This is a genomic window from Bifidobacterium sp. LH_424, from assembly GCF_056356895.1.
This window is the reverse complement of sequence record NZ_JBKEVC010000010.1, coordinates 33432-53662: the sequence shown is the minus strand read 5'-3', so window position 1 is coordinate 53662 and position 20231 is coordinate 33432. Positions and strand designations below refer to the sequence as shown.

The following is a 20231-nucleotide window of genomic DNA, read 5'->3' as shown; positions in this document are numbered from 1 at the left end:
ACTCCTGATGGAACCCAACCTCCACCCGAACCTAGGAACCTTACCCACACCCACTTCCTAGGTTCAGACCCCTAGGCCCGCTCCCGGGCAAGACACACGATTCCCATCACCCTTTAGCGAGCGACCCGCTCCATGCCATCGGCGAATCTGTCCAGGCGTAGCCTACGCAGATGTGCCAGCTCCTCGGCCATGGTACGCGGCGGATTATCCTTACTGGACACGACGGCGTTCATCGCATTCACGATGCCATCGTGGTCGCGCGTGAGCATCGTGCTCAGGAACTCGTCCGGATGAACGGCTTCCACAGCGTACCGTTCAAGACTCAGCGGCGGGAAATCCTTGAGGTTGTACGTAACGATGTAATCGGCATCGGCGGACAGGGCAGCGGCGAGCACGTGCCGGTCATCCGGGTCCGGCAGCTCAAGCGTCGCTTCGAGATGTTCCCAACCGTAGACGCAATGGGTAGGGTTCATCGGCGTGATGAACGAGAGCAGACGATCCGCCTGTTCCGGCGTACGATTGCGTCTTTCAATGAGCGCGCGGCGAGCCTCCTCTAGAATCCGCTCGGACCACACGGCGTCGATCACCTGTTCCTCGTCCAGCGTGAGCATGATGTCGAGCAGCCAGACCGCGGGAAAGACATTGGCGTCAAGCAATACGACGGGTTTCGTCACGATTCGTCCCCGGCTCGTCAGTCGAAATCGGCGACGTAGGCCGCATCATCGTCGCCGTACAGCCCCATCTCCACAGCCGCGTGGCGCATCGAAGCCAGGGACCGTTCCATGCGCTCACGCTCACGCTTCTGATAGTCCATCACATCGACCACATCCACCATGCGGCGACCGGCGGCACCATTGCGGGTGAACGGCAGCCTGCCGGAATCGAGGATGCGGGCCACCGTGCGCGCCGAGCAGTTCAGCAACTTCGCTGCCTCTCCCGTCGTAATCATGCGGCGACGTCCCATCGCACCGAACGCCGCGTTCAACGCCGCCTCATACGCCTCGGCGCTCAACTCCACCACGTCACCGTCCGAACCGACGAGCGCGCGATTGCCGCGCGGAATCGTCGTCCCACCGGCACGCGGCATTTCAAGTACAGCCGTCATGATTCCTCCTTATGTTGCCGCCATTCTATCAGTTTCTGACAAAATCGACAATAGTCAAAATTGTCCTGTTAATTCGCGTCGAATGGGCGCGAAGATGAGTCCGTGGAACCGTCGAAACGCGAAACCCAGTCGGCAGTAAGGCGGAGCCAGCGTGAAGGTTGGGGTCTCGCATCCTCCGCCATCGCCCCGGAACCACGCGGTTCTGGGGTTTTTCGTTTTCCAGCAACCCCACGTAACCGGGCAACAGAGGCAACCCGGCAACCCCTTCAGGGCAATGCATCGATGTTGTTTCGCAGGTGCTCGATGAATCGCATGGCCGCCAAGGGGAGCCTGTCGCGGTCGGCATAGGCGATGGCGATGGTGCGGTCCACGGGCGGGTCGGTGGGACGCAGGACGATCCGGTAGTTGGCACTGGTGCGGTGGAGGATGAGTTCGGCGAGGATGCTGAAGCCCAATCCGGCCTCGACCATGGTCATGATCGAGTAGTCGTCGTGGATGCGCAACCGCACATTCGGCTTGAGCCCGATAGACGCGAACGCCTCCAACGGCTCGGAATAATGCCCCTCCTCCAGCAGGATCATGGGTTCCTTGGCGAGCGCGGCCAATGGCACCCGGTCAAGTGCTGCGAGCGGATGACCTTGCGGCAGGACGGCGAGCATGGCGCCCCGTTTGATGGTGATGGTCTGCACGTCGCGCGCGGCGGCGGGGTTGATGAATCCGAAGTCGATGGTGCCGTTGTGGATCCATTCCTGGATGGTGGTGTAGTCGCCTTGGTGCAGGACGAACCGCACGTTCGGGTGACGCTGTTGGAAGCCGCTGATGAGCCCCGGCAGCCAGTGGGCGGAGATGCTGGCGATGGTGCCCATGCGGATCACGCCGGTGTCGAGGCCGAGGATCTCGTCGGTCCGTTCGCGGATGCGCAGACCGTCCTCCACGTAGCGTTCGATGAGCGGGTAGAGCTGGCGTCCCTCCTCGGTGAGCGTGCATCCGCCGCGCTGCCGGTTGAGCAGGGTGACGTCGAGTTCCTTCTCCAGCGATGCGATCATCTGGCTGACGGCCGACTGGCTGCATCGCAGCTCGTCGGCGGCCGCGGAGAAGCTGCCGTATTCGACGATGTGCCGCAGGGCGAGATACCGGTTGTCCATAATCGTTCATCATAGACGTTGCATAAGCATCGCTTACATGTCCATTAGCGGATTTGATTGTACTTATCGTATATGCACGTCATACGATGGCCGCCATCGGACACGTCCAGCGCAGTTGGATCGTTCGACACATGCACGGGAACATCAATGAAGGAAAGGATCCCCCGATATGGCGTTGTTGCGTACGGCGTTCCGGGCCGCGTTGCCGCCCACGCTGCCGATCGCCGCCGGCTTCCTGTTCTTCGGCGGATCCTACGGACTACTCATGCATGCCAAGGGATTCCCAATCGTGTACCCGCTGGCCATGGGCTACGTCATCTTTGCCGGGTCGATGGAGTTCGTCACCGTGAATCTGCTGTTGTCCGCGTTCGATCCGTGGTCCGCGTTCCTGTTGGCGATCATGGTCAACGCGCGTCATCTGTTCTACGGTCTGTCGATGCTGGACACATTTCGTGGATTGGGCTGGAGAAAACCGTATCTGATCTTCACGATGATTGACGAGATATTCGCCATCGGTTCCAGCGTTCATATTCCGGCATCGGTCGACCGGGGATGGTTCATGGTGTTCGTCTCCGTCCTCTGCCGCTCCTACTGGTTCGGTGGAATAGCGTTGGGTTGGCTGGCCGGCGGCGTGCTTCCGTTCGACACCAAGGGCATCGAGTTCGTGCTCGCCGCCCTGTTCCTGTCGATTCTCCTCGAACAGTGGGATGACGACCGGAACCGGAAGGAGAGCGACGACAGCGACCCGCGTCCACACCCGGCGGTCGCGAATCTCGTGGATTCGGCTCGGCCTCATGCGCCTGCGCTGGTCGGGCTGTCGGCCTCCGCGATTTGTCTGGCGCTGTTCGGCCCGGACCGGTTCATGATTCCGGCCATGGCGCTGATGCTGGTGACGTTCCTGATATTGCGTACGAGATTGGAAGACGCGGACGACGAGCACGGCACCCGGAACAGGGAGGAACGATGATGACCATGACCACATGGCAAGCCGTCGTGACCATAGCGGCGGTCTCGTTGGGCACCATACTCACCCGCTTCCTGCCGTTCACGCTGTTTCCCGATTCACGCCGACCACCCAGAACCGTGACCTACCTCGGCAGGGTTCTGCCGCATGCGATGACCGGTCTGCTGGTGGTGTACGCGCTCAAGGACGTGTCGCCGCTCTCCGGATCCCATGGAGCGCCCGAGGCGATCACGGTCCTCGTCATCGTGCTGCTGCATCGGTGGCGCCACAGCATGCTGGTGTCCGTCGCCGGAGGAACCATCGCGTATATGATGCTCGTCCAGCTGGTGTTCGTGTGACGGGTTTGCGGATTCCTGCCCCGTTGGGGGATTCATGGCGACGGACATCCGACGGTAGACGACGACGGTAGACGACGAAAGCAATGGGAGACAAGTATGGCTATGCGGCAGTATGTGGTGGATGCGTTCACGGACAGGGTGTTCAAGGGCAATCCGGCGGCGGTGTGCCTGCCGGAATCATGGCCCTCTGACGAACTGATGGCGGATATCGCGATGGAGAACCTGTTCTCCGAGACCGCGTTCGTCGTACGCGAACCGGAAGGATGGCACCTGCGCTGGTTCACGCCGGGCGGCGAGATCGACCTGTGCGGTCACGCGACGCTCGCCTCCGCGTATGTGGTGCTGCGGTTCGTGGAACCGGACGCCGACGTGGTGCGGTTCCGCACGATGAGCGGCGTGCTGACCGTGACCCGACGGCGGGGCGGCGGGCGTGATGGCGACGACCACGCCGGCGACGTGTTCACGATGGACTTCCCCGCCTTCGACCTGAAACCCACACCGGTCACCGACGCGATGGAGCAGGCGTTGGGTGCCCGTCCGGCTGAGGCGTGGCTCGGCCGCGACCTGCTGTGCGTGATGCCCGACGAGCGGACCGTGCGCGGACTCGATCCCGACCAAGGGCTGCTTGAGGACCTGCCCGGCCTGCTGGCCAACGTCACGGCGGCCGGCGATGCGAGGTCGGGCTTCGACTGCGTGTCCCGCTCATTCGCACCGAAGCTCAACGTCCCCGAGGACCCGGTCTGTGGCTCCGGCCATTGCCACATCCTGCCATACTGGAGCAAACGCCTCGACAAGACCACGCTCACCGCGTATCAGGCCTCGGCGCGCGGCGGCGTCATCCACGCCACGGTCGGCGACGGCCGCGTCAGCCTCGGCGGCGGCGCGGCGCTGTTCTCCATCGGCACCATCCTGCCCGACTTCGGTTTTCGAATGTCCCGCATCGATTGACTTGTCCGCCCTGCAGTTCGATGATGGCGGGCGTGGGCATCATGGTGAAACGTATCTATGACGAGCCGGAACCCGATGACGGCTGCAGGATTCTGGTGGATCGGCTGTGGCCGCGCGGCATGAGCCGGGAACGCGCCGCCCTTGACCTGTGGCTAAAGGACATCGCGCCCTCACCCGGACTGCGCAAATGGTTCGGACATGATCCGGCGCGCTTTGCGAAGTTCTCCGAACGGTACCGGGCGGAACTGGACGCCAACGTAGAGACGGTCGCGTCCCTGCGCGACGTCGTCATGACCCATGAAACCGTCACGCTCCTGTATGCGGCCAAGAATCCGCTGGTCAATCACGCGGTCGTCCTGTGCGACTACATGGCCGGCGGTACGGGAATCATCAAGTCACACTGAAACGCAGGGGCACGGAAAGGAATCGGCCATGAGGAAGCTGGGACTGATCGGCGGGACCGGGCCGGAATCCACGATCATCTACTACAAGGAGATCACCGACGGGGCGCGCAGACGCTTGGGACAAGACCGGTTCCCGCATCTGAGCATCGAAAGTCTGGACGTGTTCGAGGTGCTGGGCTTCTGCAGACGCGCAGACTATGACGGGCTCACCGACTACCTGACCCATGGAATCGCCAATCTCGCCGTCGCGGGGGCCGAGTTCGCCGCGTTCACGGGCATTACGCCGCATGTGGTGTTCGACGAGGTGACGCGACGCTCGCCCATCCCGATCGTCAGCATGCTGGACACGTCCTGCCAGTACGCGGTTGACCGGCATTACGATCGAGTCGTCTTGATGGGTACCGGTCCGACCATGGACGGCGATTTCTTCCAGCACCCATTCCAAGTGCATGGCATCGACGTCGTCACACCGGACGATGAGGACAAGCGGTACATAGCCAAGGCAATCGAAACGGAATTGGAATACGGCATCGTCAGACCGGCGACCCGGAAGGCGCTGCGAGACATCGCCGTTCGGCTGGCCGAACGGGAGCATGCCGAGGCGATCGTGCTGGGCTGCACGGAACTGCCATTGGCGTTCGATGGCACGAGCCTACCGGTGAACGTCATGGACGTCATGCGCATCCACATCAACGCCCTCATCGACCGCATCATCGGCGAATGACCAGCACAATAGATCCTCTACTGAAACGACCACCAGCACATGTGGAAGTCACCCGCGCCTCACGGAACGCCCTATGGGTCGGGATGAAACGTTTCAGCGACTCCTCCTTGCCCAGCAGCAGCAATCCGGTCAATGTCGGCATGATCTTGCCGTCGATGGTCACCGTCAGCTGCAGGGATCGCTCCAGTTCCCCGTCAGTGAGCTCCAGTAGATTACGGTCGCCGGACTGGTACGTACCGATGATTCGGCGCAGCGAACTCACGCGCATTCCACGCCCCACACACACCGCGAAGGCCCGTCACCGAGCCGGCCTGTCTGCGCCGTCGGGGCTCTCGGCATGCTGCTGTAACCTGTAGCTGGTATCCGCAAGGAGGGCAGCATGGCCGTATTCGAGGACGATTTCATGGACATCCAGGCGGGTCTGGTCGCGCTTGCCTTGGAGGCCGTCGGCGACGTCAACGTGGAGGATGTGTACATATACGGATCCATCGAGGGCTGTATGACGGCCTTCAACGTGTTCTTCCGCGTGGACGGAACGATTCAATACCTGCGGGATGTGGTCGACGACCAGTCAATCAGATTGCAGGTGCTGGAATTGGGCACCGGCGACTTGGGAAAGCTCCGCGACCTGTGCTTCGCGAACGGCCACGACTGCCCAACCCAGATCCGGGGTCGCTACAACGCGGCCTCCGGCGGCTACCGTGCCCATTATGCCTATGATCCCATCGTCTGCGACGAGCAGCATGGCATCGCGCCTTCCGAGGCGTTCGTCATGTGGGTGGACGACGTGCGGGCCGGCCGTGACGATCTGGCCTCGGACGATGCCGAGGAATAGGTGAAGCTCAGCGCTCGATGCCGTATTCGTCGTACACGTAGGCATCGTACTGGCTGTCGTCGAGATGCGACGTGTTGTAGTGATACGCGTCGTAATGGTTGTCGTTCTGCATGATCGCTCCTTCGTTCGTTCGTCCCTTGAGTCGGACCTCATCGTTGTCGGTATCCGGTGTACTCCGCGCGCGTTTCCGCAGGATGTGTGTTCGACCACGCGCAGGTGAACTCGTGCCGTCATCATCGTGAATGCGATGATGACGGGTGCCGCGACCGCGACCGCGACCGCGACCGCGACGGTACGGCGCGACCCGCGCGACCTGCGCGACCCGCGCGACGTGCCGACTTGCGCGATGTGCGATGACGTGCCATTATGTTCAGGTTGCCTTTATGGGGTCGGGCTGAAAGGCCTGGCCGCGGAGGGAACGGATCGGCGGATTTCCCAAGCGGTCAAAGGGAGCTGACTGTAAATCAGCCGCTTCGTGCTTCAGTGGTTCGAATCCACTATCCGCCACGCCCCGATAGCTCAGTGGTAGAGCACTTCCTTGGTAAGGAAGAGGTCGTGAGTCCAATTCTCACTCGGGGCTCTCCGAAAGGAACCAACTACGCCCCTGTAGCTCAGTTGGTTAGAGCAGCTGACTCTTAATCAGCGTGTCCAGGGTTCGAATCCCTGCGGGGGCACAGACAAGACCGGAATCGAAAGATTCCGGTCCTTTTGCATTTCCGGCCGCCCTCAGTCAGGCGGCCTATAGGAATTTTGGCTCGGCCTGTCAGCTCCCGCCGGCGGGAGTGGGAGGCCGGGCGCCGACGACCATCCAGTTCAGGGTTTCTCGCTTGAGAGGGGTACATCTCTGCTGTCTCGAATGCGTATCTGCGTTGCGAGGGGTACCAGACCCGAGTCATTCCGAGGCCACACACCGATATGACGCCATCTGCACCGGCATTCCCCCTGTCCAAGTACCCCTCATACGCCAGTTACGCTTGGAGAGCGACGGGGAAGTACCCCTTTCAACCGAGAAAGCACAGGAATCGGCAGCTCCCGCACATCGCCAGCGGAGGCCGCAAGCGAATGCTCCCATCGGCATCGCCGCGATTGGACGCGCCGAGGCCCACAACGCATCGCGATCGCCGCACAGGCGACCGGAAGACCTGATGCCTGATAATGGATGGTGACGAAACATCCATACGCCCAACGGGGCCGACGAACGGGAGCGCATCATGGCAGATGAGACCACCCAGACCACCAACGAGACCGGGCAGCCCGCACAGCCGCAGCCAGCACAGCCCACGCAAACCGGGCGACCCGCACAGCCCACGCAAACCGGGCAACCCGCACGGCACCACCAGTGCAGGTGCGGCAACGGACACGGGCACGGCGCATGCCGCCGCGACGCCGAAGGGCACGCCATCACCGCCGAATCGCATCTGGGTTATGTCGCCGATCTGGCCTCGCTGATCGACATCCAGGAGGAGGCGACCGTGTCGCGCACGGTGCTGCGCGAGGACGGGCTGCGCGCCGTGCTGTTCGCTTTCGACAAGGACCAGGCGCTGAGCGAACACACCGCGGCCATGCCCGTGACGATCCAGGTGCTCGAAGGCCGGCTGCGCATCGGCGGCGGTGAGCGCGAGGTCGAGCTCACGGCGGGCGGCATCGTGTATCTGAGCGCGCGCCTGCCGCACACGGTCTACGCGCTCGAGCCGAGCAAGATGCTGCTGCAGATGTTCGACAACCGCGGCTGAACGCAACCGCTCCGGACGGGCGAAGGCGCGGAGACACGAGAGCCGGAGGAACGGCAACCCGAGGGCCCGCCGATGCGTGACAAACGCGTCGACGGGCCCTCGCCGGATCGGCACCAGACCGGCCTCACCGGATCACCGGGAGGCCGGCCCCGCGCCGATTCCAATCACTTGGTCGGGACCTTGCCTTCCTGCGCGTGGTCGAAGTTCGGCACGTTCTTCGCGTCGAACTTGTACACGCCGATGTTGGCGGAGCTCGGGTCGTTGCTCGAATTGAACGGGCCGATGCCGGTCACGCCCTTATAGTGGATGCTCTTGCCGGACTTCAACGCGGCGAGGCACTCCTTGTAGGTCGTGCACACGGTGCCGCCGTTCGCGCCGGAGACGGCGGCCATGTTCTTCTGGATGGTCTCGCCGTCGGCGCTGCCGCCCTTCTGCGCGGCGAGCGCGGCGAGGATGATGCCGTCATACGTTTCGGCGCCGTAGGTGAAGGTGCTGATGTCCTTGCCGTACGCGCCGACGAGCTTCTTCTGGAACTCGTCGGACGCCTGCACGCCCGGGATCGTGCCCTTCGAACCTTCGAGGAGCCCCGCGTCGAGGTCCTTCGAATAGTCGGACGTGTTGCCGTCGACGAAGTACAGTTTGTGCGTGTCGACACCGGCGCTCTTCAGCGCCTTGACGAGCGGCTTGGTCTGGCCGAAGGCGATCACGGCGACGGCGTCCGGGTTGCTCGCCTTGATTGCGGTGGCGATGGACGAGAAGTTCGTCTCGGTCGGGTCGAACGCGTCCTTCTCGCCGTAGACGATGTTGACGCCCGCGTCCTTCACGGTCTTGACGACCGTGTCGCGCAGACCGGTGCCGTACTCGTCGTTGAACACCGCGATGGCGAGGTTCTTCACGCCGTCCTGCGCGATGACCTGGCCGAGCACGGTGCCCTGCACGGTGTCCGGCGGGACGGTGCGGAAGAAGTACGGGCTCAGTCCGGAGAAGTCGGAGCTGGTGGCGCCCATCGAGAGCATCGGGATTTTCTGTTCGGTGATGGTCTTGTACACGTTCTTGACGACGGCGCTGGAGGCTGGGCCGATCACGAACGACGGGTTCTTCGACATCACGGACTGCACGGCGGACGTGTTCTGGTCCGCGTGATCCGCGTCGGAGGTGTCGGCGTCGGTGGTGGTCACGTCTTTGCCGAGCACGCCGCCTGCCGCGTTGATGTCGCTGACGGCGAGTTTCTCGGCGGCGAGTTCCGGCGGTGCGAGGTACGCGAGCGAGCCGGTTTCCGGCCAGAGTCCGCCGAGCACGAACGCGTCCTTCTTGCCGGATGAGCCGGATGCGCCGGCACTGGACGACGAGCCGGCCGAGCCGCAGCCGGCGAGCGCCATGACGGCGGCTGCGACGACAGCCGTCGCGGTGATTAGGATCCTCTTTTTGCTGTTCATGATTGCTTCCTCTCTATTCAAGCGAATATGAACGTGTGACGGGGCGATGTGATTGTCGCCTTGTGATGGTGCACCCCCTCAGTCCCGCTTCGCGGGACAGCTCCCCCTTCAGGGGGAGCAAGGAAATCGCATGCGCCGAGCGCATTCCGCCCCTGCGTTCCTGCGCCCCCTTTAGGGGGAGCTGGCGGCCGGAGGCCGACTGAGGGGGCGCTTGCGGCCGGGATTCGGTGTCTCTCCCTCCGTCCGCCTTCAGCGGCCACCTCCCACGTCAGAGGGAGGCAGAGCCGGGGTACAGGTCACTGGCCTTCTGCGAGAAGGTCGGTGATGTGTGTGGCTTCAAGGCGCACCGAGGGAAGGCGTGCGAAGGCACGTCGACCGAGGAGCAACGCCGAAGACACACCATCACTGGCCTCCTTCTTCGACTTCTTGTTCGAGGTTGCCTAGGTAGAGGGAGATGACTTTGGGGTCTTCCAGGAGGTCTCGGCCGCGGCCGGAGTAGGCGTTGCGGCCTTGGTCGAGGACGTAGCCGCGGTCGCAGATCTGCAGGCAGCGGCGCGCGTTCTGTTCGACGATGATGACGGAGACGCCGGCCTTGTTGACCTGGCGCACGCGGATGAAGGTCTCGTCCTGGAGCATCGGCGACAGGCCGGCGGAGGGCTCGTCGAGGAGCAGCACGGACGGGTTCATCATCAGGGCGCGGGCCATGGCGACCATCTGGCGTTCGCCGCCGGACAGGGAGCCGGCGAGCTGGTCCTTGCGCTCCCCCAGCTTGGGGAAGATCGAGCACACGTAGTCGAAGCGTTCGTTGAACTTCTTCGGTGCCTGGTAGGCGCCCATGTGCATGTTCTCCGCGATGGTGAGCGAGGGGAACACGTTTTCGGTCTGCGGTACGAAGCCGACGCCGAGGGAGACGAGCTTGTCGGCACGCAGGTTGGTGATGTCCTCACCTTTCAGGATCAGGTGCCCGGAGTGGATGTGGACGAGTCCGAACAGTGATTTGAGGAGCGTGGATTTGCCGGCGCCGTTCGGGCCGATGATGCCGACGATCTCGCCTTCGTGGAGGGTGAGGGATGCGCCGTTGAGGATGTTCACGCCGGGGATGTAGCCGGCGACGAGGTCGACGGCGTCGAGGAGGGGTTCGCCTTCCGGCTCGCCCACGTGGATTTCGGCGCGCGGGCGCGTGTCGGTCGTGGGCGCGGCGGGCGCGGTCAGTGTTGCGGTGTCAGTCATCGTATGGCCTCCTTGACCCCCTCAGTCCGCTTCGCGGACAGCTCCCCCTGAAGGGGGAGCAGGATGTTGGGATACCCGCCCAGTCCGGCCGAACCGGACAGCTCCCCCTGAAGGGAGCGCATAGTGTCGGAACCGGTCATGTCAGTGTTCCTCGCTTTCCTTGAGGTCCATCACCGAGTCGTCGCCGAGGTCGATGTTGGCGTGGGCGCCGAGGTACGCGTCGATGACGGCGGGGTCGTTCATCACGCTCTTCGGCTGGCCTTCGGCGACGATCTTGCCTTCGGCCATGACGGTCACCCAGTCGGCGATGTGGCGGACCATGTTGATGTCATGTTCGACGAACAGCACGGTGGTGCCCTCCTCGCGCAGCGACAGGATGTGGTCGAGCAGCGACTGCTTCAACGCCGGGTTGACGCCGGCCATCGGCTCGTCGAGCATGACGAGCTGCGGGTCGCTCATCAGCGCACGCGCCATTTCGAGCAGCTTCCTCTGGCCGCCGGAAAGCGAGCCGGCGAAATCGTCCTTCTTCTTGATGAGCAGGAAGCGTTCGAGCAGCGCCTCCGCCTTCTCGATGTTCGCCTGCTCCTGGCGACGCCACAGGCCGGGCACGAGCGCGCGGAACAGGCCCTCGCCGGGCTGGACGGGCGCGCCGAGCAGCATGTTGTCGAGCACGGTGAGGCGGCTCATCACCTTGGTCAGCTGGAACGTGCGGACCATGCCCATGCGCGCCACCTGTTCGGGGTGCACGTGCGCGAGATCCTTGCCGTCGAACCGCCACGCGCCCGTGTTCGGGGCGTCGAAGCCGGTCATCAGGTTGAAGAACGTGGTCTTGCCGGCGCCGTTCGGGCCGATCAGCGCGGTGATGCCGTGCCGTTCGATCTCGAAGTGCCTGACGTCGACGGCGGTCATGCCGCCGAACCGGCGCGTCACGTTGTCGGCCACGAGGATCGGATCGGGCTTGTGCACGCCGGGCTCGTTCTTGACGAACTTGAGATCCTCCTTCACCTTGTCGCCGAACGCGGTGGAGATGAGATGCTCACCTTCCGGGGCCTTGGTGGCCCATTTGGCGAGGTCGTGGAACGGCTTGTTCCTGAGTGGTTCAGCTGTGTTCTCAGACATTGAAGGCCAGCTCCTTTCGGTCTCCCAGCAGACCCTGCGGTCTGAAGATCACCAGGCACATCAGTGCGACGCCGACGATCACCCATCCGAGCGATTCGACCTGGTTGGAGGAAATGACGGTTTCGGGGATCGCGCCGCGCATCAGTTCCTTGACGAACGTGAGTAGCACCCACAGCAGGCAGGAGCCGATGATCGGCCCGAAGATCGTGGCGGCGCCGCCGAGCAGCAGGATCGTCCACGCGTAGAACGTGACCGCGCGTCCCAGCGAATCGGGCTGCACGGAACGCGGCAGGACGAAGATGATGCCGCCGAGCGCGCCGAAGATGCCGCCGATGATGAGCGCCTGCATCTTGTAGACGGTGACGTTCTTGCCGAGCGAGCGGATCGCGTTCTCATCCTCGCGGATGCCCTTGAGCACGCGGCCCCACGGGGAGCGGAACCAGCGCCAGCACAGCACGGCGGCGATCGCGACGAGCACCCAGGCGACGATGCGCAGCCACCACGAGTTCGCGATGTTGTTCGAATACGTCCAGAACAGGAACGTGGTCGAATCGTTCGGCAGCGGCGAAAGGTTCTCGAACTTCGTGGTGAAGTCCTGCGGCGAGATGCCGGCCGAGCCGCCGGTGATCGTCGTCATCGCCGTGGAACGGCCGATGATGCGGATGATCTCGGCCGCGGCGAGCGTGACCATGGCGAGATAGTCGGGCCCGAGCTTCAACGTCGGGATGCCGAGCAGCAGTGCGTAGATCACGGCGAGCAGGATCGCGGCGCACACGGAGGTGAACAGGTTCGCGCCCATCGACTGCGTGATCGCGAAACCGTACGCGCCGAGCAGCATGAAGCCCGCCTGGCCCATGTTCATCAGTCCGGTCATGCCGAAGTGGATGTTCAATCCGATGGCGGCGAGCGCGTACGCCGCCGTGGTGGGCGCGATGAGCTCGCCCAGCGTGTTGGTGATGATGGTCATGATGTCCATGTCTCAGCCCACCCTTTGCTGTTTGCCGAAGATGCCCTGCGGGCGCACCAGCAGGACGATGATGAGGATCGCCAGCGCGCTGGCGTATCGCATGTCGTTGGGGATAACGAGCGAGCTCATGTCCGCGACGATGCCGATGATCAGCGAGCCGACGAGCGCGCCGTTCGCGGTGCCGAGGCCACCGAGCGTGACGGCGGCGAACATGAGGAGCAGCAGCGTCGCGCCGGTGTTCCACGAGATGCCGTTCAGGTAGACGCCGAGCAGTACGCCGGACAACGCGGCCATCGCGCAGGAGATGATCCACACGATGCGCACGACCTGTTCGACGTTGATGCCGGATGCGGCGGCGAGCGCGGCGTTGTCGGAGACGGCGCGCGTGGCGCGGCCGAGTCGCGTCCGGTAGAGGAACAGGCTCACGCCGACAATCGCGACGATCGCGATGGCCGCGGAGATGAGCGTCGGCGAATCGGTGGTGATCGGGCCGACCTGGAAGCTGTTCGGCACGGATTTGACGATGCCTTTGATGTCGCCGCCGAAGAAGAACTGGAACAGGTATTGCAGCGCCATCGACAGGCCGATCGTGACGATCATCTGCTGCATGGTGCCGACGTGCTTGCGGCGCAGCGGCGCCCACACGATCTCGTTCTGAATCCAGCCGGTGAGACCGCCGATCGCGATCGCGACGATCGCGGCGGGCACGAGCGGCCAGTGCAGGATCTGCGTGCCGACGAACGCCATGAGGCCGCCGAGCGTGACCTGCTCGCCGTGTGAGAAGGAGCTCAGTCCGGTGGTGCCGTAGACGAGATTCATGCCGACGGACATGAGGCCGAGCATGAGGCCGAAGATCACACCGGAGTAGAGCTGCTGCCAGAATCGTGCGCCGATGTTCGAGCCCGCGCCGCCGGCGTCGGACGAGGCCGGCGCGGTCGAGGAGGTCGAGCCGGACGCGCTCGAACCCGAACCGGATTTGCCGGACGCGGTGCCGGAACCGGAACCGCCCGACCCGCTCCCGGCCGGTGCGGGCTTGTCGAAGCGGACCACCTGGCGGGCCGCGTCGAAGCTGTTCTTCTCGACCTTGACGGTGGCGGTCGCGGCCTTGAGTCCGTGCTCCTTGGCGACGGACTCGTCCATCGTGACGGTGTACGAGCCGTCCTTGCCGACGCTGAACGCCCAGTTGCCATTCGCGTCGGTCGTGGTCGTGGCGCTTTCCGCGCCGGTGAGCTTCAGTTCGACGCCGGCGATCGGCTTCTTGGACGCGTCCTGCAGGATGCCGTTGACGCATCCGTTCGTGGCGGACGGGTTGCATGTGGGGACGGCTTCGGCCGCCTGGGCTTGGTTGGGTGGTGTGAAACAGAACGCCATCAGTAGGGTCAATGCCGCCGCGCAAAGCGACGAGCGCAACAATCCCATTCGACGACGCCGTTCGATGTTCTTCACGGCTGTCATGTGAATGTCCTCTCTGGATTTGTCTCACAACCTAGAGAGGCAAACAGCGCTCACCGTTATGCCATGATTTCCCGCGAGTTACCGTGAGGCCCGCATATTACCCGAGTATGTCGCGGCGCCGCGTTTGGTTTCACGGGCATTACAACATGTCGCCCACGTTACAGAATCGGGGCGCGTGATGGCCCCCTCTGACGAGGGGGCTCCCGGCGAAGCCGGGTGGGGGAGAGATACCGGGAACGTTACGTTCCAGCTATCTCTCCCTCCGTCATCGCTACGCGATGCCACCTCCCTCGTCAGAGGGAGGCGAAGAAGATGGGTCTCCTCCTCAGAGGGTGTCGGATATCGTCATGCGCCGAGGGAGGCGAGCCACCAGCCAGCGGCGACGCACAGAATCGGCACGAGAATCGTCATCGCGCAGTAGAACGCGGCCATGCGGTGGCGGCCGGCGCGCGCGAGCGACACCATCTCGTTGATCGCGGTGGAGAACGTCGAGAATCCGCCGAGGAATCCGGTCACGAACAGCAGATACGCGTGATGGTCGACGGTGGCGGACGCGTAGGCGCCGGCGGCGATGCCCGCGCAGAACGTGGCGATCACGTTGATGATGAACGTGGACAGCGGGAACGCGCGGCTCCACCAGCGCTGCACCGACGTGTTCACGATGAAACGCGTCACCGCGCCGACGCCGCCGCACAGGCAGACAAGCAGGAACGTCATCGCGTCGCCTCCCGTCCGTCGCCATGCGACAATCCGTCCTGCGACGGTCCGGCGTGACGCGCGGCGTCGTCGCGACGCTCCTCGCCATGCGCGTCGCCGGTGACGGGATCGCCGACCATCGGAATCTCATCGGTGACCGGCGCCGGCTCGAACGACGGAATCGCCGATCCGCCGACGAAATCACCCGAAACACCGGAATCATCGGAAACACCGGACGCCGCCGACGCCGCGACACGCGGCACGGCAGGCGGCAACGGCTGACCATAATCACCCTCCGGCGGCGTGGACGCCTTGATCTCGACCGGACCGGACGCCGGATCGCCGACCATGATCGGCTTGTCGGCGAGCGCGACGCCGTCGACGTCACGCTTCGGCGCGGCGTGCGCAGGACCCGCCGCGCCGGAAGCGGCGGCGAGCGCATCGGCGACGACGCGCGCGGAGCGGCGCGAGGACGCCGCCAGCGCGAGACGCACGCCCGTCGCGGCGACGATGAGACCGCCCGCGAAACTGGCGAACATATAGAAGAGGAAGCCGCCGATTTGATCGGCGTGAATGGAGATGAGCTCCTCGATGACCATCGCGGACAGGGTGGAGAAACCGCCGCACATGCCCATGCCGATGCCGCGCGAGGCGAGCTGTCGCACGCGTTTGCGGATCCACGCGGCTTGCGACATGTAGGTGGAGACGAACGCGAAGACGAGACACGCAATCATGTTCGCGAGGAACGTGGCCGTGTGGAACGCGCTGAAGAAACCGTGCGCGGCGGCGGGCGCGGGCAGCAGCAACGACAGAGCGTAGCGCATGGCGGTGCCCACGCAGCCGCCGACGAACACGACGAGATAGATCATGCCGTCGGCGAGCGGATTGAACTGCGCCTGCACGCGCTTGGCGGGGGCGAGCGGAATCGCGGGAGGGGCGGGCGCGGCGGCGGCGCCCTGCGGATGCGGCACACCCGCCGCGTACGAACGGGCGTGCGCGGCGGTCATCTCCTGCGTCGCCGGATCAGGCTCGGCGAAATATTCGGGCTGTTCGGTCGTGACGGCCATATCGGCTCGGCGGACGGGCCGGCGTCAGTCGATGAGCGAGTGGACGGAGATGATGTGGTCGCGCTGCGGGCCGGTGCCGATCGCGGAGATGCGGCAGTTGCTCAGCTCCTCGAGACGCTTCACGTACGCCTGGCAGGTGGCGGGCAGCTCGTCGAAGCTGTGGCAGCCGGAGATGTCCTCGTCCCAGCCGGGCATGGTCTCGTAGATCGGCTTCGCGGCGGCGAAGGCGGCCTGGTCGGTCGGCATGTCGTCGTGGCGTTCGCCGTCCACGTCGTAGGCGACGCAGATCGGAATCTCCTTGAGGCCGGTGAGCACATCGAGTTTCGTGAGCACGATGTCGGTCAGGCCGTTCACCTGGCTCGCGTAACGGTTGACGACCGCGTCGAACCAGCCGCAGCGGCGCGGGCGGCCGGTGGTCACGCCGAACTCGTGGCCCTGCTGGCGCAGCCATTCGCCGGACTCGTCGAACAGCTCGGTCGGGAACGGGCCCTCGCCCACGCGGGTCACGTACGCCTTGGAGACGCCGATCACGCGGGTGATCTTCGTGGGGCCGACGCCGGTGCCGGTGCAGGCGCCGCCGGCGGTCGGGTTGGAGGAGGTGACGAACGGGTAGGTGCCGTGGTCCACGTCGAGCATCGTGGCCTGGGCGCCCTCGAACAGGACGGTCTTGCCTTCGTCGAGCGCCTTGTTGAGGATGAGGCCCGTGTTGGCGACGTACGGCTTGAGACGCTCGCCGAGCTTCAGGAGCTCGTCGGTGGTCTGGTCCACGTCGATGGCGCGACGGTTGTACAGCTTGACGAGGATCTGGTTCTTCTGGTGCAGGCTCGCCTCGACCTTGTCGTGCAGGTGGTCGGCGTTGAACAGGTCGTGCACGCGGATGCCGACGCGGTTGATCTTGTCCGCGTAGGCGGGGCCGATGCCGCGGCCGGTGGTGCCGATCTTGTGCTTGCCGAGGAAGCGTTCGGTCACCTTGTCGAGCGTGCGATGGTACGGCGCGATGATGTGCGCCGCCTCGGAGACGAGCAGGTGGGAGCAGTCGATGCCACGGGCCTCGAGGCCGTCGATCTCCTCGAACAGGACCTCCGGGTCGACGACGACGCCGTTGCCGATCACCGGGGTGAGATGCGGGTTGATGATGCCGGAGGGCAGAAGGTGCAGCGCGTACGACTCATCGCCGACGACGACGCTGTGACCCGCGTTGTTGCCGCCGTTGAAACGCGCGACGTAATCGACCTTCGTGCCGATCAAATCCGTGGCCTTGCCTTTGCCTTCGTCGCCCCACTGGGCGCCGATCAGAACGATTCCAGGCATGATGCACCTCCGCAATTGCATGATTTCCGCATGATTCCGCCGGGGAACAAGACTACCTTACGGCCCCTACGGTGGCGCGCGGCGTCTCGTTTGGGGGAAGACCCTCCGAGGTGGAATCCGTGAGACAAGCGGCCCGGCGGACCGTTGGCAGGCGACGTTGCGGACGGCCGGCGCAAGAAATCCCGGGAATACGCCCTATCGTCCGGGATTCCTTGCACTGAGATGACGCCAGCGCAAAGAATCCCGGAAAACAACGGCCTCGTCCGGGAATGGTTGTACTGACCTTGTCTCAGCGCAACTATTCCCGGACGAGAGGAAACGAGCAGACCATCGGGCATACATGTTGGCCCATAGCCTGATTTCGTTTTCTTGGTTGGCAGGGGTACTTTCCCGTCATTCTCCGAGCGTAACCGGCGTATGAGGGGTACATGACCGGGGGAATATCTCGGTTTGTGCCGGTGCAGATGGCACCATGTCGGCGTGTGGACTCGGAATAATCCGGGTCTGATACCCCTCGCAACGCAGATACGCGCTCGAGACAGCAGAGATGTACCCCTCCCGAGCGAGAAACCGCGCTCAACCATAAACCCGCGCTCGGCTTTCTGAACAGTCGGTCAAGATTACAAAAAGGAAACCCCTCCGCGGGCTGCGCCGCCCGGAGAACAGTCCAGTGGACTGTTCTTAGGCGCAGGTCGGCGAAGCCGACGACGGCCGGCCGACACATGGGCGGGAATCAGTAAAAGAAAAACCCTCCGGGGCCAAGCCGTAAAGCGAACGGTCCAGTGGGCCGTTCGCAGGCTTGGGTCGGCGAAGCCGACAGCTGCCAGCCCGGCGGTCGGGCGGGAATCAAGTAAAAGAAAAACCCTCCGGGGTGGAATCCGGAGGGTTTGTGGAGCTGATGGTAATCGAAACCACGACCTCTTCGATGCGAACGAAGCGCTCTACCAACTGAGCTACAGCCCCTTGGTTTGTTGTCTTGCTCCGCAGGACAACTCGACCAATATTATCCCGCGTTCAGGATTTCGCAACCCGACACGCCCGGGAAATTGAAGATCGCTCGCGATCGCACAGCGACCACCCGGCGATCACTCCGCCTCAGCCACGTGGTGCGGAGCCGGCTCGGCGGTCTCCCCCTTCTTCTTGCCGAACTTCGCCTTGACGAGGCCGACGATCGTCGGAATCAGCGAGACGGCGAGAATCAGCACAATCACGAGCTCGAAGTGCTTCTGCACGGCGGGGATGTTGCCGAAGAAGTAGCCGAGCAGCGTGAACAGGGACGACCAGATGAAGCCGCCAAGCACCGAGAACGGCGTGAAGCGGCGCCAGCGCATGCCGGAGATGCCGGAGATGAACGGCATGAACGTGCGGATGAACGGGAAGAAGCGGCCGAGGAACACGGCGAGCGGACCCCACTTCTCGATCATCGCCTCGGTCTTCGCGATGCGCTCCGGCGTCATGGCCTTGACCTTGCCGGAGGCGATGATGCGGCGACCGAAGAAGTGGCCAATGAAGTAGTTGCACTGGTCGCCGATGATCGGTGCGCACCACACGACGGGCAGCAGGTAGTGCAACGGCAGCGCGACCTGGCCGGTGGCGGCGTCGGGCGCGGCGAACACGCCGGCCGCGAACAGCAGGGAGTCACCGGGCAGGAACGGGAAGAAGACAACGCCGGTCTCGATGAAGACGATGAGGAAGATGAAGCCGAGCGTGGGCGCGACGCCCATCGCGATCCAGCTGGCGATGGCCGCGCGCGGATCCTTCAGCAGTTCGATGATGAAATGTACAAAACCCATGGATTTTCCGTGTTTCCTATGCTCTCTTGTCTTATGCGGACTGCCTCTCGGAGAGGTCTCGCGCAGACGGATAAGGGGCCGCCGGCAATCGGACGGACGGCCGCGAATCAACCGCCAATCACCATACCAGCAGCCCCTATAAGAAATGACTAAGAGACCGCGCTTCCGGCCGCGTCACGCCTCGGCGGCGAGCGCGGCGAGGCGCTTGCGCACGATCGTGTCGATCGCCTCCGCGTCGACGCCCGCATACCCGTCGATCGACGTGAACTGCGGCCCGTCCGACGTGTCGGTGCGGATCGTGCACGTCTGCGCGATGACGGTCGCCCCGGACGCGGCACCGGCGGCGAGGCCGACGGGCGTGTCCTCGAACACGGCGCAGGAGGCCATGTCTTCGGGCGCGATGCCGAGGCGCGAGGCGGCGAGCAGGTACGGTTCGGGCGACGGCTTGTGCTTGGCGTCGTCGTCGCCGCACACGTAGCCGGAGAACAGGCCGGGCGCGGCGGCGAGCACGTTCTCGACGATCGGGCGCGGCGAGGTGCTCACCAGCATGGTCGGGATTCCGGCCTCCTTGAGCGAGCGCAGGGTGTCGAGCACACCGTCGATCCACGGCATGTGCATCTTCTCGTGTTCGAACACGTAGGCCTTGAGCTGCACGTCGATCTCCTCGACGCTCAGCGTGCACCCGTGTTCGATCATCTTGCGGGCCACGTCGGGCACGGGCGTGCCGGAGCATTCCCAGCCGAGATCCTCCGTCCAGTGGCCTCCGTTGGCCTCGGCGAGTTCGATTTCGCCGTCGTGCCACAGCGGTTCCGAGTCGATGAGCGTGCCGTCGAGATCCCAGAACACGGCTTTGAGCTGCATGGTTCCTCCATCCATCACGGTTGGGCGGGTGCGTTTCCATGTCCATCTCACCAAAGCGCGGCGACAGATCCGCCGCGACACGCGGCCCGGCGCGCGCGAG

The 20231-nt window shown here is 64.2% G+C and carries 21 protein-coding genes and 4 tRNA genes; 10 read left to right on the top strand and 15 right to left on the bottom strand.

What is annotated here, in order from left to right; genetic code table 11:
* Positions 1–113: 113 nt before the first annotated feature.
* From AC1AYP_RS08640 to AC1AYP_RS08630, 3 genes are all read right to left on the bottom strand, one after another.
* Positions 114–674: a PIN domain-containing protein gene (locus tag AC1AYP_RS08640; protein ID WP_476503188.1), complete on the bottom strand. Its 561-nt coding sequence runs from the start codon at positions 672–674 to the stop codon at positions 114–116.
* Between the two features lie 17 nt (positions 675–691).
* Complete coding sequence (locus AC1AYP_RS08635; protein ID WP_476503187.1) at positions 692–1105, bottom strand: helix-turn-helix domain-containing protein; 414 nt, start codon at positions 1103–1105, stop codon at positions 692–694.
* Between the two features lie 266 nt (positions 1106–1371).
* Entirely contained in the window at positions 1372–2250 is an 879-nt protein-coding gene (locus tag AC1AYP_RS08630) for a LysR family transcriptional regulator (protein WP_476503186.1), read from the bottom strand.
* Positions 2251–2419: 169 nt separating this feature from the next.
* Here AC1AYP_RS08630 and AC1AYP_RS08625 point away from each other — a divergent pair, with 169 nt between their 5' ends.
* The 5 genes from AC1AYP_RS08625 (at position 2420) to AC1AYP_RS08605 (ending at position 5628) form a co-directional block, all read left to right on the top strand.
* Complete coding sequence (locus AC1AYP_RS08625) at positions 2420–3217, top strand: AzlC family ABC transporter permease (RefSeq protein ID WP_476547535.1); 798 nt, start codon at positions 2420–2422, stop codon at positions 3215–3217.
* Complete coding sequence (locus AC1AYP_RS08620; RefSeq protein WP_476503197.1) at positions 3217–3552, top strand: branched-chain amino acid transporter permease; 336 nt, start codon at positions 3217–3219, stop codon at positions 3550–3552. The genes AC1AYP_RS08625 and AC1AYP_RS08620 overlap by 1 nt, the downstream gene beginning before the upstream one ends.
* Before the next feature lie 96 nt (positions 3553–3648).
* Complete coding sequence (locus tag AC1AYP_RS08615; protein ID WP_476503184.1) at positions 3649–4500, top strand: PhzF family phenazine biosynthesis protein; 852 nt, start codon at positions 3649–3651, stop codon at positions 4498–4500.
* Positions 4501–4523: 23 nt separating this feature from the next.
* Positions 4524–4904 (top strand): DUF488 domain-containing protein, encoded by a 381-nt coding sequence (locus tag AC1AYP_RS08610; RefSeq protein ID WP_476503196.1) that lies wholly within the window; start codon positions 4524–4526, stop codon positions 4902–4904.
* A gap of 28 nt (positions 4905–4932) precedes the next feature.
* Positions 4933–5628, top strand: a complete 696-nt coding sequence (locus AC1AYP_RS08605) for an aspartate/glutamate racemase family protein (RefSeq protein WP_476503183.1) — start codon at positions 4933–4935, stop codon at positions 5626–5628.
* Here AC1AYP_RS08605 and AC1AYP_RS08600 read toward each other — a convergent pair.
* Positions 5615–5890, bottom strand: a complete 276-nt coding sequence (locus tag AC1AYP_RS08600) for a hypothetical protein (protein WP_476503182.1) — start codon at positions 5888–5890, stop codon at positions 5615–5617. The two genes, AC1AYP_RS08605 and AC1AYP_RS08600, sit on opposite strands and share 14 nt — an antisense overlap.
* Before the next feature lie 117 nt (positions 5891–6007).
* Here AC1AYP_RS08600 and AC1AYP_RS08595 point away from each other — a divergent pair, with 117 nt between their 5' ends.
* The 5 genes from AC1AYP_RS08595 to AC1AYP_RS08575 all read left to right on the top strand — a co-directional run bounded on the left by AC1AYP_RS08595 (position 6008) and on the right by AC1AYP_RS08575 (position 8196).
* Positions 6008–6463: a hypothetical protein gene (locus AC1AYP_RS08595; RefSeq protein ID WP_476503181.1), complete on the top strand. Its 456-nt coding sequence runs from the start codon at positions 6008–6010 to the stop codon at positions 6461–6463.
* Between the two features lie 425 nt (positions 6464–6888).
* Positions 6889–6970 (top strand) — tRNA-Tyr (locus AC1AYP_RS08590).
* 1 nt (position 6971) lies between these two features.
* A tRNA-Thr gene (locus AC1AYP_RS08585) sits at positions 6972–7043 on the top strand.
* A 20-nt stretch (positions 7044–7063) separates the two neighbouring features.
* Positions 7064–7137 (top strand) — tRNA-Lys (locus AC1AYP_RS08580).
* A 537-nt stretch (positions 7138–7674) separates the two neighbouring features.
* Positions 7675–8196, top strand: a complete 522-nt coding sequence (locus tag AC1AYP_RS08575) for a cupin domain-containing protein (RefSeq protein WP_476503180.1) — start codon at positions 7675–7677, stop codon at positions 8194–8196.
* 164 nt (positions 8197–8360) lie between these two features.
* On the opposite strand, the gene AC1AYP_RS08570 is transcribed toward AC1AYP_RS08575, so the two are convergent.
* The 11 genes from AC1AYP_RS08570 to AC1AYP_RS08520 form a co-directional block, all read right to left on the bottom strand.
* A complete protein-coding gene (locus tag AC1AYP_RS08570) occupies positions 8361–9632 on the bottom strand; it encodes an ABC transporter substrate-binding protein (protein WP_476503179.1) in 1272 nt (423 codons plus the stop codon).
* 402 nt (positions 9633–10034) lie between these two features.
* Positions 10035–10862 carry an ABC transporter ATP-binding protein gene (locus AC1AYP_RS08565; protein WP_476547533.1) on the bottom strand — a complete coding sequence of 276 codons (828 nt, stop codon included), beginning with the start codon at positions 10860–10862 and terminating at the stop codon, positions 10035–10037.
* Between the two features lie 141 nt (positions 10863–11003).
* Entirely contained in the window at positions 11004–11981 is a 978-nt protein-coding gene (locus AC1AYP_RS08560) for an ABC transporter ATP-binding protein (protein WP_476503177.1), read from the bottom strand.
* Entirely contained in the window at positions 11974–12957 is a 984-nt protein-coding gene (locus AC1AYP_RS08555) for a branched-chain amino acid ABC transporter permease (protein ID WP_476503176.1), read from the bottom strand. The genes AC1AYP_RS08560 and AC1AYP_RS08555 overlap by 8 nt, the downstream gene beginning before the upstream one ends.
* A 3-nt stretch (positions 12958–12960) precedes the next feature.
* Complete coding sequence (locus AC1AYP_RS08550) at positions 12961–14403, bottom strand: ABC transporter permease subunit (RefSeq protein WP_476503175.1); 1443 nt, start codon at positions 14401–14403, stop codon at positions 12961–12963.
* Positions 14404–14748: 345 nt separating this feature from the next.
* On the bottom strand, positions 14749–15120 hold the full coding sequence (locus AC1AYP_RS08545) for a fluoride efflux transporter FluC (RefSeq protein ID WP_476503174.1): 372 nt from the start codon (positions 15118–15120) through the stop codon (positions 14749–14751).
* On the bottom strand, positions 15117–16166 hold the full coding sequence (locus tag AC1AYP_RS08540) for a fluoride efflux transporter FluC (RefSeq protein ID WP_476503173.1): 1050 nt from the start codon (positions 16164–16166) through the stop codon (positions 15117–15119). The genes AC1AYP_RS08545 and AC1AYP_RS08540 overlap by 4 nt, the downstream gene beginning before the upstream one ends.
* 24 nt (positions 16167–16190) lie before the next feature.
* Positions 16191–17477 (bottom strand): adenylosuccinate synthase, encoded by a 1287-nt coding sequence (locus AC1AYP_RS08535; protein ID WP_476533010.1) that lies wholly within the window; start codon positions 17475–17477, stop codon positions 16191–16193.
* Between the two features lie 890 nt (positions 17478–18367).
* Positions 18368–18440: transfer RNA gene (locus AC1AYP_RS08530), tRNA-Ala, on the bottom strand.
* A gap of 122 nt (positions 18441–18562) precedes the next feature.
* Entirely contained in the window at positions 18563–19270 is a 708-nt protein-coding gene (locus AC1AYP_RS08525) for a DedA family protein (RefSeq protein ID WP_476533011.1), read from the bottom strand.
* A 174-nt stretch (positions 19271–19444) separates the two neighbouring features.
* Positions 19445–20131 (bottom strand): HAD family hydrolase, encoded by a 687-nt coding sequence (locus AC1AYP_RS08520; RefSeq protein WP_476503170.1) that lies wholly within the window; start codon positions 20129–20131, stop codon positions 19445–19447.
* Between the last annotated feature and the right edge of the window lie 100 nt (positions 20132–20231).